12 protein-coding genes and 1 pseudogene are annotated in these 15,293 nt (G+C 60.5%); 5 read left to right on the plus strand and 8 right to left on the minus strand.

Features of this window, described 5'->3' with window-relative positions:
- Window positions 1-3 precede the first annotated feature (3 nt).
- Window positions 4-624, minus strand: coding sequence for a hypothetical protein (locus tag ACZ9BE_RS03005; RefSeq protein WP_056783179.1), 621 nt, complete (start codon window positions 622-624; stop codon window positions 4-6).
- Between the two features lie 92 nt (window positions 625-716).
- On the opposite strand from ACZ9BE_RS03005, the gene ACZ9BE_RS03010 reads away from it, so the two are divergent.
- Entirely contained in the window at window positions 717-1,499 is a 783-nt protein-coding gene (locus ACZ9BE_RS03010) for a class I SAM-dependent methyltransferase (protein ID WP_041478224.1), read from the plus strand.
- A gap of 108 nt (window positions 1,500-1,607) precedes the next feature.
- Here the strand turns inward: ACZ9BE_RS03010 and ACZ9BE_RS03015 are convergent, their stop codons facing one another.
- Window positions 1,608-2,243: a TetR/AcrR family transcriptional regulator gene (locus tag ACZ9BE_RS03015; protein WP_056783182.1), complete on the minus strand. Its 636-nt coding sequence runs from the start codon at window positions 2,241-2,243 to the stop codon at window positions 1,608-1,610.
- A gap of 94 nt (window positions 2,244-2,337) precedes the next feature.
- Between ACZ9BE_RS03015 and ACZ9BE_RS03020 the strand changes: the two genes are divergently transcribed.
- The 3 genes and pseudogenes from ACZ9BE_RS03020 (at window position 2,338) to ACZ9BE_RS03030 (ending at window position 8,482) form a co-directional block, all read left to right on the plus strand.
- Window positions 2,338-3,438 carry an efflux RND transporter periplasmic adaptor subunit gene (locus tag ACZ9BE_RS03020; RefSeq protein ID WP_476248893.1) on the plus strand — a complete coding sequence of 367 codons (1,101 nt, stop codon included), beginning with the start codon at window positions 2,338-2,340 and terminating at the stop codon, window positions 3,436-3,438.
- 6 nt (window positions 3,439-3,444) lie between these two features.
- Window positions 3,445-6,514, plus strand: a pseudogene (locus ACZ9BE_RS03025) (efflux RND transporter permease subunit).
- Between the two features lie 576 nt (window positions 6,515-7,090).
- Window positions 7,091-8,482, plus strand: a complete 1,392-nt coding sequence (locus ACZ9BE_RS03030) for a Fic family protein (RefSeq protein ID WP_476248894.1) — start codon at window positions 7,091-7,093, stop codon at window positions 8,480-8,482.
- Here the strand turns inward: ACZ9BE_RS03030 and ACZ9BE_RS03035 are convergent.
- From ACZ9BE_RS03035 to plsB, 3 genes are all read right to left on the minus strand, one after another.
- On the minus strand, window positions 8,479-9,168 hold the full coding sequence (locus ACZ9BE_RS03035; protein WP_122747638.1) for a DUF4197 domain-containing protein: 690 nt from the start codon (window positions 9,166-9,168) through the stop codon (window positions 8,479-8,481). The two genes, ACZ9BE_RS03030 and ACZ9BE_RS03035, sit on opposite strands and share 4 nt — an antisense overlap.
- 23 nt (window positions 9,169-9,191) lie before the next feature.
- On the minus strand, window positions 9,192-9,590 hold the full coding sequence (locus tag ACZ9BE_RS03040) for a YbaY family lipoprotein (RefSeq protein WP_095180479.1): 399 nt from the start codon (window positions 9,588-9,590) through the stop codon (window positions 9,192-9,194).
- A gap of 119 nt (window positions 9,591-9,709) precedes the next feature.
- A complete protein-coding gene (plsB, locus tag ACZ9BE_RS03045; RefSeq protein WP_236168070.1) occupies window positions 9,710-12,211 on the minus strand; it encodes a glycerol-3-phosphate 1-O-acyltransferase PlsB in 2,502 nt (833 codons plus the stop codon).
- Window positions 12,212-12,447: 236 nt separating this feature from the next.
- On the opposite strand from plsB, the gene ACZ9BE_RS03050 reads away from it, so the two are divergent.
- Complete coding sequence (locus ACZ9BE_RS03050; RefSeq protein WP_016771489.1) at window positions 12,448-12,657, plus strand: cold-shock protein; 210 nt, start codon at window positions 12,448-12,450, stop codon at window positions 12,655-12,657.
- Between the two features lie 137 nt (window positions 12,658-12,794).
- Here the strand turns inward: ACZ9BE_RS03050 and ACZ9BE_RS03055 are convergent, their stop codons facing one another.
- From ACZ9BE_RS03055 to dapE, 3 genes are all read right to left on the minus strand, one after another.
- Window positions 12,795-13,172, minus strand: coding sequence for a hypothetical protein (locus ACZ9BE_RS03055; protein ID WP_056783189.1), 378 nt, complete (start codon window positions 13,170-13,172; stop codon window positions 12,795-12,797).
- A 75-nt stretch (window positions 13,173-13,247) separates the two neighbouring features.
- Entirely contained in the window at window positions 13,248-14,057 is an 810-nt protein-coding gene (locus tag ACZ9BE_RS03060; RefSeq protein ID WP_041478139.1) for a putative RNA methyltransferase, read from the minus strand.
- Window positions 14,057-15,208, minus strand: coding sequence for a succinyl-diaminopimelate desuccinylase (gene dapE, locus ACZ9BE_RS03065; protein WP_150636305.1), 1,152 nt, complete (start codon window positions 15,206-15,208; stop codon window positions 14,057-14,059). Before dapE ends, ACZ9BE_RS03060 begins: the two co-directional genes overlap by 1 nt.
- Window positions 15,209-15,293 lie beyond the last annotated feature (85 nt).

Raw genomic sequence — 15,293 nt, forward strand, 5'->3', positions numbered from 1 at the left:
GGATCAGGCGGCGAGGCGCAGGTTCTGCAGAACGATCGGGCGAGCCCAGCCATTATCGAAGTCCAGAGCTTTCTGCTGCTCGACGATTTCTTCCGGCGGGAACGGCGGGTAAGGCTTCTGCAGCAAGTCCAGATCGAACTCGGCAATCGGCAGGTACAGCGGACGTTTCTGCGGCGCAGGGCCTGGCTCCGGCACTGGCTGGCCATTGTTGATCACAATCGGGCGTACCCAGCTGCTGTCGAAATCCTGTTGCTCTTGCTGGGCTTTGAGCTCTTCCGGCGGGAACGGTGGGAACGGCTTGTCCAGCAGCTCCATTTCGAACTCGGCGATCGGCAGGAACAGTGGCTCCGGCGGGCGAACCTGGGTTTCGACCACGTCGCACTCACGCTGGCTGACGATGTGCGCGTGCAGCTCGCTGCCAACGGTCGGTTCTTCCGGGCTGTTCAGGTCAACCGGTGGAAACGTGCCACAGGCAGGCACCACTTCACTCGTCTGTTCGGCCAGGGCCTGGGCAAAGAAATCCTGCCACAGGTGACTGACGCCGCTCAGTGCTTGAGTGTTATGACGGCTAAAGTCGCCATGGGGCGAAACGTAGCCAATCGATGTGGGAAGAATGCCTGACATTTTTTTCGGTTGACGCTCAGCTCTGGCAAAATGCGCGTTGAATGGTTTATCGGCGGTTTTTGTCAATCCTTAACTTTTTTGAGCGTTTTTTCATGATCGAGTCACCCGCGGCCTGCCGCATCCATGTCCAGGCCCTCGCCCCGACGTTTCAAGCACAAGCCGCACACTGGGCCGAACGTCTCGGCCTGCCGCTCGGCGAGGCGGACGGCGAGTTCGTCTTGCAGGTCGGCGAGCAGGGTTTGCAGTTGCAGCAGCTTGGCCCGGATGCGCCTGGACCGGTGCGGGTCGACTTCGTCGAAGGCGGCGCGGCGCATCGTCGTTTGTATGGCGGCGGCAGCGGCCAGATGATTGCCAAGGCTGTCGGCATCGCCCAAGGCGTTCGCCCGCGTGTGCTGGATGCCACGGCGGGCTTGGGCAAGGATGCATTTGTGCTGGCCAGTCTCGGTTGTGAAATGAGCCTGATCGAGCGTCAGCCGCTGATCGGCGCACTGCTTGAGGACGGCTTGGCGCGGGCGGCGGAAGATTTCGACGTGGCGCCGATCGTGGCGCGGATGAAATTGCTCAAGGGCAACTCCATCGAAGTGATGCGCAGTTGGGAAGGGGAGCCGCCGCAGGTGATCTATCTCGACCCGATGTTCCCGCATCGCGAGAAAACCGCGCTGGTGAAAAAGGAAATGCGCCTGTTCCGCCCGCTGGTCGGTGATGATCCGGATGCACCGGCCCTGCTTGAAGCGGCGCTGGCCTTGGCCACGCACCGGGTGGTGGTCAAACGCCCGCGCAAGGCGCCGTGCATCGAAGGGCCGAAACCGAGCCATGCGCTGGATGGCAAATCGAGCCGGTATGACATTTATCCGAAGAAAGCGCTGAAGCCCTGAGACCGCGTCGCCCCATTCGCGAGCAGGCTCGCTCCCACAGTAGGAAATGCATTCCAGTGTGGGAGCGAGCCTGCTCGCGAAGCGGTCTGCACAAGCACCGCAAAACTGTCAGGGTTTGTAAGCCCGCATAAACAACCCCACCACCTCCCGCACATGCCGCTCCGCTTCCTCTCCGGTCAGCGGCTCGCCGCAGCCATACAACAAACGGAAATTCCCCGCCCCTTTGATCAGGCAGAAGAAGTGCTCGGCGGCGTTGCGTGGCTGGTCGATGCTCAGCGCGCCGGTTGCATGGATTTTCGCCAGCAGACCTTCCATGCCGTTGACCACGCGCTCTGGGCCGGCCTCGAAGAAGATCAGCGACAGCTTCGGATCCTGACTGCCCAGCGCCATGATCAGGCGGTGCAGGTTCACTGATTCATCGCTGTTGATCAGTTGATGAAAGCCCCGGGCAATGTTCAGCAATACATTTTCCACCGCGATGCCGTCCGGCAATTCGAAGAACAGCGGCGGCAATTGTTCCTCGCATTTCGCGACGACGGCGGCGGAGAACAGCGTCTCCTTGTCGTTGAAATGGCTGTAGACCGTCAGCTTCGACACGCCCGCCTCGCTGGCCACCGCGTCCATGCTGGTGTTGGCGTAGCCATGGCAGAGAAACAGGGTTTTCGCCGCATCCAGGATCGCCTGGCGCTTGGCCAGATCCTTGGGGCGGCCCGGGCCGTTTGGAGCTGAAAGATTGTTCGACATTCTTCGCTTTTAATACTGGACTGGTGAGTTTGCTATTAATACCATACCCGCCAGTATAAATATTCCAAGCCTCATTCGCGAAAGGTCCGTCACCATGTACCGCCATGCGTTGTCCTTTGCCGTGCCAGTCAGTCTGGCGTTCCTGTTATCGGCGTGCGGTCAGGAAGAGGTGACCAAGGTCACCGTACGCCCGGCCATGGTGGTACAGCCCGAGCCTTCGGCGCAGGCGATGGAAAGTTATCCGGGCGAGGTGCGTGCCCGTTATGAGCCTGATCTGGCATTCCGCATTGGCGGCAAAGTCAGCCGACGACTGGTCGACGAAGGCCAGCGCGTCAAGGCCGATCAGCCCTTGGCCGAACTCGATCCGCAGGATGTGCGCCTGCAACTGGAAGCCACCCGCGCGCAGGTCGCCGCCGCCGAGGCCAATCTGAACCTGGTCCGCGCCGAACGGGATCGCTATAAAACCCTGATGGATCGGCAGATGGTCAGCCGCTCGGCCTATGACAACGCCGAAAATCTATATCGCTCCGGCGAAGCCCGCCTTAAACAAATCAAAGCTGAATTCAACGTTTCGACCAACCAGGCCAGTTACGCGGTACTGCGTGCGCCACAGGATGGCGTGGTGGCCAAGCGTTCGGTGGAAGTCGGTCAGGTGGTCGCTGCCGGGCAAACCGTGTTCACCCTCGCCACCGATGGTGAGCGCGAAGTGTTGATCAGCCTCCCGGAGCAAAGCTTTGGCCGCTTCAAGGTTGGTCAGCCGGTTACCGTGGAATTGTGGGCACAGCAGAATCAACGCTTCGCCGGGCAGATCCGCGAGTTGTCGCCGTCCGCCGATCCGCGCTCACGCACTTTTGCTGCGCGTATCTCGTTCACCAGCGGCAAAGTCCCGGCTGAACTGGGGCAGAGCGCCCGGGTGTTCGTGCAAGCGGCTGACAGTGTCTCGCTGTCCATACCGCTTTCCGCGCTGACCGCTGAAAACGGCGCGACCTACGTCTGGGTGGTCAACGGCAACAACACGTTGAAGAAAACCCCGGTACGGGTCGGTCCGTTCGGCGAGAAAAGCGTGGCGGTGCTCGAAGGCTTGAATGCCAGCGACTGGGTGGTGGCTGCCGGCGTTCACGTATTGCTCGACGGCCAGCAGGTGCGACCAGTGGATCGCTCCAACCGCGTGGTCAATCTTGCGAACAAGGAGTAAGCCCCGATGCGCTTCAACCTCTCCGAATGGGCGTTGCGTAATCGCCAGATCGTACTGTTCCTGATGCTTTTGCTCGCCGTTGTCGGCGCGTTGTCCTACACCAAACTCGGCCAGAGTGAAGACCCGCCGTTCACTTTCAAGGCGATGGTCATTCAGACCCGCTGGCCCGGTGCGACCGCGCAGGAGGTCTCGCGCCAGGTCACTGAACGTATCGAAAAGAAGCTGATGGAAACCGGCGAGTACGAACGCATCATGTCGTTCTCCCGCCCCGGTGAATCCCAGGTCACCTTCATCGCCCGCGACTCGATGCACTCCAAGCAGATCCCTGATCTCTGGTACCAGTTGCGCAAGAAGGTCGGCGACATTCGCCAGACTTTGCCGCCGGGAATTCAGGGGCCGTTCTTCAACGATGAGTTCGGCACCACCTTCGGCAATATCTATGCGTTGACCGGCGACGGTTTCGACTACGCCGTGCTCAAGGATTACGCCGACCGCATCCAGATCCAGCTGCAGCGGGTCAAGGACGTCGGCAAGGTCGAACTGCTTGGGTTGCAGGACGAGAAAATCTGGGTCGAGCTGTCCAACGTCAAGCTCGCCACTCTGGGCTTGCCGCTGGCGGCGGTGCAGCAGGCGCTGGAGGAACAGAACGCGGTATCCACGGCGGGGTTCTTCGAAACCGGCAGCGAGCGCTTGCAGCTACGCGTCTCGGGGAATTTTCAGACAGTCGATGAGATAAAGAACTTTCCGATCCGCGTCGCCGATCGTACGTTCCGTATCTCCGATATCGCCGATGTGCGTCGCGGTTTCAGTGACCCACCGGCGCCGCGCATGCGTTTCATGGGCGACGACGCGATCGGTCTGGCCGTGGCGATGAAGGACGGCGGCGACATTCTCGTCCTGGGCAAGGCGCTGGAGGGCGAGTTTTCGCGCATTCAGAAAAACCTTCCGGCCGGCATGCAGCTGCGCAAGGTGTCCGATCAGCCGGCAGCGGTAAAAACCGGCGTCGGCGAGTTCGTTCAGGTGTTGGTCGAAGCGCTGGCGATCGTCTTGCTGGTGAGCTTCTTTTCCCTCGGCGTGCGCACCGGCATGGTCGTCGCGTTGACCATTCCGCTGGTGCTGGCGATGACCTTCGCTTGCATGTATTACCTCGGCATCGGCCTGCACAAGATTTCCCTCGGTGCGCTGGTGCTGGCGCTGGGCTTGTTGGTGGATGACGCGATCATTGCCGTGGAAATGATGGCGATCAAAATGGAGCAGGGCTTCGACCGCATTCGCGCGGCGAGTTACGCCTGGACCAGCACCGCATTTCCCGATGCTCACCGGCACGTTGATCACCGCCGCCGGCTTCCTGCCGATTGCCACTGCGCAGTCCGGCACCGGCGAATACACCCGTTCGATTTTCCAGGTGGTGACCATTGCCTTGCTCGCCTCATGGGTCGCGGCGGTAATGTTCGTGCCGTATCTGGGGGAAAAGCTCCTGCCGGATCTGGCGAAAATTCATGCGGCGAAACACGGTACTGGCGATGGTCAGCCGGACCCCTATGCGACGCCGTTCTATCAGCGCGTCCGGCGTCTGGTGGAGTGGTGCGTGACCCATCGCAAGACGGTGATCGTGCTCACCGTGGGCCTGTTCATTGCCTCGGTGATGCTGTTCCGATTCGTGCCGCAGCAGTTCTTCCCGGCTTCGAACCGGCTGGAGTTGATGGTCGATCTGAAACTGGCCGAAGGCGTTTCGCTGGCCAACACCACCAGCGAAGTCAAACGCCTCGAAGCGCTGCTCAAGGAGCACGCCGGCATCGACAATTACGTGGCCTACGTCGGCACCGGCTCGCCGCGTTTCTACCTGCCGCTGGATCAGCAACTGCCGGCGGCGAGTTTTGCCCAGTTCGTGGTGTTGGCAAAAACCATTGAAGAGCGTGAAGCGCTGCGCAGCTGGTTGATCGAAACCCTCAACGAACAGTTCCCGGCCCTGCGTTCGCGGGTCACTCGTTTGGAAAATGGCCCGCCGGTTGGCTATCCGGTGCAGTTCCGCGTCACTGGCGAGCACATCGAAGAAGTCCGTGCGTTGGCGCGCAAAGTGGCGGCAAAGGTTCGCGAGAATCCGCACGTGGTCAACGTGCATCTGGACTGGGAGGAGCCGAGCAAAGTTGTCTACCTGAATATCGACCAGGATCGCGCCCGCGCCCTCGGTGTGAGCACCGCCAATCTGGCGAAATTCCTGCAGAGTTCGCTGGTCGGCTCGACGGTCAGCCAGTACCGCGAAGACAACGAATTGATCGAGATTCTACTGCGCGGCACCGTGCACGAGCGCACTGAATTGTCGTTGTTGCCGAGCCTGGCGGTGCCGACGGATAACGGTCGCAGTGTGGCGTTGTCGCAGATAGCCACGCTGGAATACGGGTTTGAGGAAGGCATCATCTGGCACCGCAATCGGCTGCCGAACGTGACGGTGCGCGCCGACATTTACGGCAAGGAGCAACCGGCGACGCTGGTCAAGCAGATCATGCCGACGCTGGACCCGATTCGCGCCGAATTACCCGATGGTTATCTGCTGGATGTGGGCGGCACTGTGGAGGATTCCGAGCGCGGGCAGAAGTCGGTGAATGCCGGGGTGCCGATGTTCATTGTCGTGGTGCTGACCTTGCTGATGGTGCAGTTGCGCAGTTTCTCGCGCACGGCGATGGTGTTTCTGACGGCGCCGTTGGGCTTGATCGGGGTGACCCTGTTTCTGATGGTGTTCCGGCAGCCGTTCGGGTTTGTGGCGATGCTCGGGACCATCGCATTGTCCGGGATGATCATGCGCAATTCGGTGATTCTGGTCGATCAGATCGAGCAGGATATTGCTTCGGGGCTTAAGCCTTGGCAGGCGATTATCGAGGCTACGGTGCGGCGGTTCCGGCCGATTGTGTTGACGGCGCTGGCGGCGGTACTGGCGATGATTCCGCTGTCGCGCAGTGTGTTTTTCGGGCCGATGGCGGTGGCGATCATGGGCGGGCTGATTGTGGCCACGGCGCTGACGCTGTTGTTTTTGCCGGCGTTGTATGCGGCCTGGTTTCGGGTGCGTAAGGAGGCTTGAGGTTTTTGTGTCGTGGCGGCCTTCGGGCCGACCATGATTTGGGGGTTTTGGGTGTATATCCGTTGCTGTGGGCGTTGCGGCTGGCGGTTTCGCCCTTACGGCGAGGCACTTTTTCCAGACGCCGAAAAAGTACCCAAAAAGGCTTGCTCCTGCGTTCGGCCCTCGCAGGCTCGGGTTCCTTCGCTGCGGGATCGATCCGGGCGCAGCGGCTCCGGTTTGCTTCGCTGCACCTACACTCGCTGTGTACGACTGCGTCGTACGGTCGCTGCGCTCCCACGCCCGGATCAATCCCTCCACTCAGCCTTCCGACGTCGCCGGTGGATCAAAAGCAAGATCAAGAGCGTTACTCGAGCTTGCGCTCATTGTTGAGTGGGGCGGCTTCGCCGCAGGTAGCTGCGCTGCTTGCTTTTCTGTGGGAGCGAGCCTGCTCGCGAAGGCGGTCTGACAGCCAATTCATTTCGAATCGCCAATTCACGCTGCCTTCCTACAGCTTTTTCAGAATCCTCCGATCTTGAGGCGCTGGCCGTCCAATGCTGTACTCCGGGTTCTGCTTTTCCGAGTCCTTGAGTCTGTCTGATGAAGAAACCACCGGCATTAGCCGGCAGAACGGATCCTGTTTTCGACCTGTTGGCCCGCTCGCCACACAAGCAACGACTTGCGGATTATCTGGCGCTGCTCAAGCCGCTCGATGATCAGGGGCGCTATCTGCCATTCGAGGCGTTGCGCTATCGCTGGGCGGCAGGGTTGGACGCGAATCTTTGTTGGGCGTTGGTGAAGAAGGCGCGCGCGGCCCAGTACATTCATTTGTTGCCGTTGGGCGAGCCGGTGCAGTGGGGCAAATACGTGCCAACGCCGTTGGCGCAGAAAACCTTGGCTGTGGTGGATCGTTACGCCAGTACGGCCGCGCTGGATTACATGACCAGTCAGATCGGCGAGCGGGCGCATTTCTCCTGTCTGTTCAATGACCTGATCGAAGACGAAGCCATCGCCAGTAGCCAGTTGGAGGGCGCGGCGACTACCACGCGCGTAGCCAGGGACATGCTCAAGCATCAGCGCCAGCCGCGGACGCCAGATGAGCGCATGGTCATGGGGAATTATCGAATGATGAATTTCGCTTGGGAAAAGCGTTATGAACCTCTGAGCATTGAGCTGATTGCAGAGATCCATCGAGTGGGTGTGGAGGGGATCGATGACGGGCAGTATTCCCCCGGATTGTTCCGGACCAATGATGAGGTGGTTGTTCAGGATGGTTCAGGCAACACCGTGCACCGACCACCTCCTGCTGCAGGATTGGTTGCGCGGTTGGCGAGGCTGTCCGCCTGGATCAACCGGCCCGCTGCCTCGATTCTGGACAAAAATTATCTGCATCCACTGACCAAGGCCGTGACGCTGCATTTCGCCATGGGTTATGAACATCCATTTCGCGACGGTAACGGACGGGTCGCGAGAGCCTTGTTTTACTGGTTCATGTTCAAACATGAGTTCGCGGCGTTTCGCTACATTGCGATCAGTCTGCTGCTGCGCAATGCACCAGTGAAATACGGACGCTCCTACCTGCACACCGAGGCAGATGAGCTGGATCTGACTTATTTCATCGAGTTTCAATGCGCGGTTGTTTTGCGAGCCGTGGTCGGTTTTACATCTGTGTACCGCAAGAGTCTGGCAGACACTCAGGACTTTCAGCGCTGGCTGACGAGCTCTGGCGTAATTGCTCAACTGACGGAACGGCAGCGCGCGGTTTATCAGGTGGCTAAAAGCGGGGAGGCGAAGGAGTTTACGGCGAGCAATGTCGCGGAAAATTTTTCCTGCTCGGGTAGCGAGGCGGCGTCGATTCTGGAAGAGCTGGACCAATTGCAGCTTTTTGAGAGAAGGAAGATGGGGCGGGAGTGGGTGTTTTTTTTACGTAGTTCTTTACGTGGAGGCAAGCATGGGAGCGAATTGAATCGCCCCCATGTTGTAACGACTTAAAGCGTACCAAACACTTTCTTCGCCAGACTCGTCGCCGCAGCGGCCGGGTTCTGGCGGATGGTTTCTTCCTGTTTTCCGATCATTTCGAACAAACCATTGAGTGCCTGTTCAGTAACGTAGCTCTCAACGTTCGCGCTCTTCGCGTCCACCACGCCAAACGCAGCAGCCTGGCCTGCGAAGGAGTTGTACTTCTGCGCGACGCCGACCTTGTCGGTAGCTTGCTTGACGATGGGCAGGAATTTCGCGCGGATCTGTTCGCGGCTGGATTTGTTCAGGTATTGGGTGGCCGAATCATTGCCGCCGCTGAGGATACCTTTGGCGTCGGCCACGCTCATTTTCTTCACTGCATCGACGAGGATTGGCTGGGCCTGGGTCACGGCGGATTCGGCGGCTTTGTTCATCGCGTTTTCCAGTTCTTCGACCTGGGCCCCCATGCCGAAGGCTTTCATCTTGCTCGCGGCTTTGCCGAGTTTGCCCGGCAGTTCGATTTTCACTTCGGGGTTATTGCTGAAGCCGCCCGGGGTGCCGAGTTGTTTCACGGCGATCTGGGCGCCTTGGGTCAGGGCGTCCTTGAGGCCGCCGGTAGCGTCTTGCTGGGACAGGTCGCTGAGCGACAGGGCCAGGGCGTTGGCGGAGATCAGCAAGCCGGCGCAGGCGGCGGCGAAGCGAAGGGTAGGGCGGCGCATGGCGTCTTCCTTTGGCGAGTGGATTAACGAACGGCGTCGACGCGGATTTTCAGCGGCTGCGGGTCGTTGCCGTCGAGTTGCACGGCGTGGTTTTCGGTGGTGATGAACATCAGCTCGCCGTTGACTTCAATGCGTGCGCTGATCGAATAACGATGGCCGGGTTTGACCTGCGCCGGATCGTAGCTCAAATGAAACGGCAGCGGCACCTGGCCTTTGATCGGGCCGTTCTGTTCGGCGAGGACGATGGCGGGTGCATCGGCCAGCGACACGTCTTGCAGGCTGACGCTCAGGGTCGCGCTCGGGGGCAGGGCGATGCGTTGCAGGTAGAAGACTTCGCCGTCGAGGCTGGCCTTGCCGGCGGGGGTGGTTGATTGGCAGGCGCTGAGCAGGGTGGCGGCGGCGAGGGTCAACAGTTTTTTCATGGGTGAATCTCCTTTCAATGTGGGAGCGAGCCTGCTCGCGAAAGCGCTGGATCAGTCAAACTAAATGGCGACTGACATTCCGTCTTCGCGAACAGGCTCACTCCCACAGGGGTAAGGCTTCAAGCCTCAGGCTGTGGCGTGATCTGATCCGCCGCATCTTCACTGCGGTGCAGCGCGACCTGGCGGATCGACAGGCGAATCTCCGCCGGCAACACGCGCTTGGCCGCGCCTTCGGCCAGCTCGCCGAGCAGTTCGTGGTAGCTGAGCTTGCCGGCTTCGTCGCGGCGCAGGACGTCGAGGTCGAGCAGGGTCTGGATGAAGTGGCGGAACAGACTCTTGTCGAAGAACTCCGGCGCATTCAGGCCATGGAGGATCGACAGACGCTGGGCCATCACTGTGCAGAGGTCTTCCAGCTCTTCGGCGCTGATGCTGTTCTGGCCGCTGTTGAGCAGCAGGGACACCGTCATGTAGAAACGCTGCAGGGTCTGCGCGATGCTTTTCGACAGCAGCGTCAGCAGCACGAAATGCCGCGAACTCGGTGCCGGACGCAGGTACAGGTCTTTCTCGAAACGCAGCAGGCCCTGCTCGACGAACGCTTCCAGCCACTGATCGATCACCGCGTCGAGTTCCTCCAGGCTCCAGCGGATGAACAACTCCGATTGCAGGTACGGATACAGCGCGCGGGTGTAGCGCAGGATCTGCTCGCGGCTCATGCGCGAGGTGCTCTGGAAGAAACTCGCCAGCAACGAGGGCAGGGCGAAGATGTGCAGGACGTTGTTGCGGTAGTAAGTCATCAGGACCGCGTTCTGCTCGTCCAGATACAGAATCTTGCCCAGCGCATCGTTCTGCTCGGCGAGCAGATCCATGTCTTTCACATGCTCGATCAGCGCCCGGCCATCGCCTTCCGGCAAGGTGGTGTGTGGCGAATACGGGACCTTGCGCAGCAGCGCCAGATACAGGTCCAGCACCCGCGCCATGGCCCGATCATCCAGGGCCAGGCGCGTGGTCGACAGCAGTGCCAGCGCTACCAGATTGACCGGGTTGATCGCCGCCGCTTCATTGAGATGTCGGGCGACTTTCTCGCCGAGGCGGTTGGTGGTTTCGTTGAGCCACGCCGGTTTGAATTGCGGGCCGAGTTCCTGCTGGCGCCAGTCCGGTTGCTCGGCGTCGAGAAATTCCGCCAGTTTGATCGGCTCGCCGAAGTTGACCGCGACCTGACCGAAGCGCTGCTTGAGCGCGCCGATCACTTTGAAAATATCGAAGATCGACTCTTTCTTTTTGCTCGCGCCGCGCAGCTCACCGAGGTAGGTGCGGCCTTCGAGCACGCGCTCGTATCCGATGTACACCGGCACGAATACGATCGGCATCCGCGACGAACGCAGGAAACTGCGCAGAGTGATCGCGAGCATGCCGGTTTTCGGTTGCAGCATGCGCCCGGTGCGCGAGCGCCCGCCCTCGACGAAATACTCCACCGGGAAACCTTTGGTGAACAGCGTGTGCAGGTATTCGTTGAACACCGAGGTGTACAGCGGATTGCCCTTGAAGGTGCGGCGCATGAAGAACGCACCGCCGCGACGCAGCAGGCTACCGATCACCGGCATGTTCAGGTTGATCCCGGCGGCGATGTGCGGCGGGGTCAGGCCATTGCGGAACAGTAGATAGGAAAGCAGCAGGTAATCGATGTGGCTGCGGTGGCACGGCACGTAGATCACTTCGTGACCCTGCGCGACGTTCTGCACACCTTCGATGTGATTGACCTTGATGCCGTCGTAGATCTTGTTCCAGAACCAGCTCAGCACCACTTCGAGAAAACGGATCGCGGTGTAGGTGTAGTCCGAAGCAATCTCGTTGCCATAGCGCAGGGCCTGAGCCTTGGCCTTTTCCGGCGAGATTTTTTCGCGCTCGGCTTCGTCGAGGATCGCCTGTTTGACCAGCGGCTGATTGAGCAGGCCTTTGACCAGATTGCGCCGGTGGGAAATGTCCGGGCCGATCACCGCAGCTTTGAGGTTGCGGAAGTGCACGCGCAGGATGCGCTGGGCCATGCGCACGGTGCGCTCATGACCCTTGTTGTGATCGATCAGTTCGCGCAGGTGGATCGGCGCGGAAAACTGCACGCGGGTTTTACGCCCGAGGACGATAATGCTCAGCAGCCGGCGCAGGCGTCCGGTGACTGCCCAGCTGTCGGCGAACAACAGTTTCCACGGACTGTTTTCGCTGTCTGGCGACTGGCCCCAGAACACGCTGACCGGAATGATCTGCGCGTCTTCGGCAGCGTTCTGCGTCAGCGCGCTGACCAGGCGGGTGAGGGTCGGCGGCGCACCGCGTTTGTCCTGGCGGCCGAGCCAGTCCGGGTCCGGCGTCAAATAGAAAAACGCCGCTGGTTCGATGAGTGAACCCACCGACACCGCCAGCACCGGGCGTGGCAGACCGGCCTTGGTGCACTCGGTGTCAACCACCGCCAGATCGGTCAGCGAAGGGTTTTGCAGGACGTAGAACACCGGACGACTGCGGTCGAGGTTAAGAGTGAACGACGACTGATTGATGGTCTCGGAGCGAACCCAGAGATACAACAGGCGGCGCAGGGTGCCAAACACAAGACGGCGGAACGGGGAACGGGTCATACGGCTTCTGCGTGAGTGGATAAAACCGAGCAGGCGCTCGGGGCGGACAGTTTGCCGTATTAGGCGAAAATCGGCAAAAAAGCGCCGAAGTAATCTCCTGTTGAGAGTTTCCGCACCTGTCATATACTCGGCGCTCTGTTGCCGGTGCCCTGTCATGGACGTCGGACGCAGGCTGACGTTCCTCGAAGGCTTTCCTGCGAAAAGCCCGTTCAATAATAAAAAAGGAGTATGAACAGATGGCAACACGCGAAACCGGCAACGTGAAGTGGTTCAACGACGCCAAAGGCTACGGCTTTATCCAGCGCGACGACGGCGTGGACGTGTTCGTGCACTACCGCGCGATACGCGGCGAAGGGCACCGCTCGCTGACCGAAGGTCAACAGGTCGAGTATGCGGTGATCACCGGCGAGAAGGGGTTGCAGGCTGAGGATGTTGTAGGCCTGTAACACAAACCTCCAGAACGCCAAAACCACTGTGGGAGCGAGCCTGCTCGCGAATGCGGTGTATCAGTCACCATTCATATCGACTGACACTGCGCATTCGCGAGCAGGCTCGCTCCCACATGGGCTCTACGTTGACCTGATTACACGGTCTTCCAGGTGATCTCTTCTTCTCCGTCTTCGCTGATGCGAATCCAGCGATCCGCCGTCTCTTCACCTTCTTCTTCAACCCACGTCCCCGGTGCACAACGCACTTCGACGTTCAGTGCGGCAAAGGCTGCGCGGGCGCAGGCGATGTCGTCGTCCCAGGGGGTCTGGTCGCTTTCCAGGAACAGGCTGTTCCACTTGCCCACGGCTTTCGGCAGCCAGGTCACCGGCACGTTGCCGGCCTTGCACTTGTACGTCTGGCCTTTCTGCACCCAGTCGCTGCACGGGCCAAGCGCTTGGCCGAGCCAAGCGGCGATGGCCTTGTGGTCGACGTCGGCGTCTTTCAGGTAAATCTCGATGTCCGGTTGGCGCATGGATGTCCTCACTGCGGGTCTGAAAAATCCATTCGCGGATTTAGCCGGCCCCGGGTCTGTGCCCGAGACCAAAAGTTATTGAAGAACGAAATAATCGTAGCGCATCGACACGGTGGTCTCGAACGGCTCGGCCTGTTCGATCACTGCCGCACGACGCTCGGCACTGGCACGCCAGCCGTGAGGCGTCATCGCCAACAGGTTGGCGCGGTCCTCGGGCTTGTCCAGGGTCAGCTTGAATTCCAGGGTTTCGCTGTGCGCCAAAACCATGCCTTCCGGCACCAGGGCCAGGTGCTTGTCGTCGGTGTACTCGCGCACTTCGTCGTACAGGCGTTCGCGCAATTCCATCAGATGGCCACGGGTCGGGCCGACTTTCATCAGCCCACCGCCGACGCTGAGCAGACGCTTGGCTTCCTCCCAATCCAACGGACTGAAGACGCTGGCGAGAAACTGGCAACTGCCTGAAGCCAATGGCACGCGGGCCATGCTGGCGATCAACCAGGTGATCGCCGGGTTGCGTTTGCAGGCGCGTTTGACAGCTTCGCGGGAGATGTCCAGCGCGTAGCCATCAGCGTTCGGCAAAGCTTCGGCGATTTGCGCGGTGTAGTAACCCTCGCCACAACCGATGTCGACCCAGCGCTCCGGCGCGTAACTCGCCGCCAATTCAGCCAGACGTTTGGCCACTGGCGCGTAATGCCCGGCGTTGAGGAAATCACGCCGCGCCTCGACCATCGCTTGATTGTCGCCCGGGTCGCGGCTGTTCTTGTGCTGCACCGGCAACAGGTTCAGATAACCCTGACGCGCACGGTCGAACCGATGCCCGGCGGGGCAGACCACGCCGTTCTCTACCGCGTTGAGCGGTTCACTGCAGATCGGGCACGCGAGCATCAGGCGAGCAACTTGATCAGGGTCTGGTAATAGATTTCCGTCAGCACATCGAGATCCGCCGCCAGCACGCGTTCGTTGACCTGGTGGATGGTCGCGTTGACCGGGCCCAGTTCAACCACTTGCGTGCCCATGGTCGCGATGAAGCGGCCATCGGAGGTGCCGCCGCTGGTCGACGCCTTGGTCTCGCGACCGGTGATGTCCTTGATGCTCGACGATACCGCATCGAGCAGCGCGCCCGGTTCGGTGAGGAACGGCAGGCCGGACAGCGCCCAGTCGATGTGCCAGTCCAGATCGTGCTTGTCGAGAATATCGGCAACGCGTTTCTGCAGGCCTTCGACGGTTGATTCGGTGGAAAAACGGAAGTTGAACACCGCCACCAGATCACCGGGAATCACGTTGGTCGCGCCGGTGCCGGAATTGAGGTTGGAAATCTGGAAACTGGTCGGCGGGAAGAAGTCGTTACCGTGGTCCCAGTGCTCGGCGGCCAGCTCTGCCAGCGCCGGAGCGGCGAGGTGGATAGGGTTCTTCGCCAGATGCGGGTAGGCCACGTGGCCCTGCACGCCTTTGACCGTCAGCTTGGCGCCGAGGGAACCGCGACGACCGTTTTTCACCACATCGCCGACCAGGGTGGTGCTCGACGGCTCGCCAACGATGCACCAGTCCAGACGCTCGTTGCGCGCGACCAGACGTTCGACCACAGCCTTGGTGCCGTGATGCGCCGGGCCTTCTTCATCGCTGGTGATCAGGAAAGCGACTTTGCCTTTGTGGTTCGGGTAATCGGCGACAAAGCGTTCAGCGGCGACGGTCATCGATGCCAGGCTGCCTTTCATGTCTGCCGCGCCACGACCGCAAAGCATGCCATGTTCGTCGATCACGGCATTGAACGGATCGATCTGCCATGCGGTAACCGGACCGGTCGGCACCACGTCGGTGTGACCGGCGAAGCACAGCACCGGGCCGTCGTTGTTGCCGTGAGTGGCCCAGAAGTTATCCACATCTTCGATGCGCATCGGCTCCAGGGCGAAACCGGCATTGCCCAGGCGCTGCATCATCTGCTTCTGGCAGTCGGCATCGACCGGGGTCACGGAAGGACGGCGGATCAGGTCGATGGCCAGTTGAAGGGTCGGCGATAGGTCGGCGTGGGCCGTCATGGAAAACTCCGGGATCATGGGGTATGAGCTTGGGCTTCTAATGTGGGAGCGAGCCTGCTCGCGAAAGCGGTCTACCAGGCACCTT

The organism is Pseudomonas sp. TE9122 (assembly GCF_056278925.1).